Here is a 1,582-nt window from a genome sequence, read left to right on the forward strand (position 1 = left end):
GCGCATCCACCTGCGCGGGGCTGAGGTTTTGCGCATCCCGCCCCTCGGCAACGTCGGGCAGCAAGGGCCAGTCTTCCTCGCGGATCTCGACCATGTGGTAGAGCCCCGGATAATCCTCGTACGCCATCTCTGCCAGGCGGAAGTCCGCGCCCTTGCCCGTGTGGGAGGGGATCACATCGTCGATGATCACCGCGTTGTGCGCGGCGGCCATGCGCGTCAGGGCCTGCAACTGCGCTTCGGTGCCCAGCTGTGGGTCAATCTCGAAGCTGATGCGGTCGAAATTGCCATCGATGGTCGGCGTATGCCGTGTACCGTCGAGCCCGCCGGACTTTTTCAACGGGCCGTTGTGAATGCCCTGGATGCCTATCTTCGACAACGCCTGCCACAGGCTTTCATCGCCCAGGGCTTCGAGCACCGTGCCGTTCTCACGGGTCACAATCGAGGCCGGATAAGCGGTGAACCATACCGACGACAACGCTGAGGCATCACGCGGCCGGGTCTGCGCATACGGCTGCTGCCACAAACGCCCTTGCCCGCTGTACAGCCTTGCCCGCTGACGCGCCGCATTGAGCATGGATTGTTGCACCAGCCAGTTCACATGATCGTTATCCGCCGCCGTCATAAGCCTGTTTCCTCTTGCCGTGAAAAGGTTATTGGTAAGCATAGGAGCGGCGGAGGCCTTGATTCGTTGCATTTACTCCAATTGCCGGTACTGCCTGGGCGTAAACCCGGTCAATGCCTTGAACTGGCGGGTAAATGCGCTGTGGTCGGTGTAGCCGCATTGCAACGCCACCTCGGTGATCGGCAGGTCGGTGTGCAACAGCCGGTGCGCATGCTCCAGGCGCACCTTCTGGATCATCTGCCGGGGTGTGAGGTGGAATACACGTTTGCAGTAGCGCTCCAGTTGCGCCACGGAAATCCCGGCAATGCGGGTCAGCTCGCCGAGGGTGACACGGCGGTTGAAATGTTGGCGAATGTGTTCATCCACGGCGGCCAGGCGCTGGTAGGCCGGATGCTTTTCGCTGGCCGATTGCAGGTCCACCGAAATACCCGCCAGGCCGATGATCGCGCCCTTGTCGTTGTACAGCGGCCATTTGTGCGTCAGGCACCAGCCCGGTTCGCGGCTGCCATACAGGTGCAGCTCAAGCTGGTCTTCGAGCACAAAACCCTGCTCCAGCACGCGCCGGTCCTGCTCGGTGTATCCCGGCCCCAATTGTGCGGGGAACACTTCGGCGCTGGTCTTACCCAGCAGCGGCTGCAGCTGTTTGAGGCCGCAGCGTTGCACCAGGGTGTGGTTGGCGAGGACGTAGCGGGCGTCGATATCCTTGATGAAAATCGCCGCGTTGGGGATTACGTCGAGCAAGGGCAACAACTGCGCGACCCCCGCCAATAGTTGCTCGATGCTGTTGGGGCGGTTGGTCTGTAGAAAGCTCGCAAATGCACTGGGCAGCATGGCCTGCACTCCTTTTTTTTTAAGCAGATTGCCCTATGCCAGCCTGAGTATCCACACAAGGTTGTGGCAGCCTTGGAAGCCACACTCGATCAAAAATGTGGGAGCTGGCTTGCCTGCGATTGCATCACC

At 60.8% G+C, this 1,582-nt stretch carries 1 protein-coding gene and 1 pseudogene; both read right to left on the minus strand.

Features of this window, described 5'->3' with window-relative positions; all coding sequences use genetic code 11:
* Nucleotides 1-622 (minus strand): annotated as a pseudogene (locus FEM54_RS32300) (maltose alpha-D-glucosyltransferase); the annotation flags it as partial.
* Nucleotides 623-694: 72 nt separating this feature from the next.
* A complete protein-coding gene (locus FEM54_RS32305; RefSeq protein ID WP_138454254.1) occupies nt 695-1,453 on the minus strand; it encodes an AraC family transcriptional regulator in 759 nt (252 codons plus the stop codon).
* Nucleotides 1,454-1,582: the final 129 nt, after the last annotated feature.

Origin of the sequence: Pseudomonas edaphica, assembly GCF_005863185.1 — a bacterium.
In the GTDB taxonomy this organism is placed as follows: domain Bacteria; phylum Pseudomonadota; class Gammaproteobacteria; order Pseudomonadales; family Pseudomonadaceae; genus Aquipseudomonas; species Aquipseudomonas edaphica.

Excerpts from the sequence above, each read along its gene's own strand:
- FEM54_RS32305 (WP_138454254.1), bottom strand. The coding sequence starts at position 1,453 with ATGCTGCCCAGTGCATTTGCGAGCTTTCTACAGACCAACCGCCCCAAC.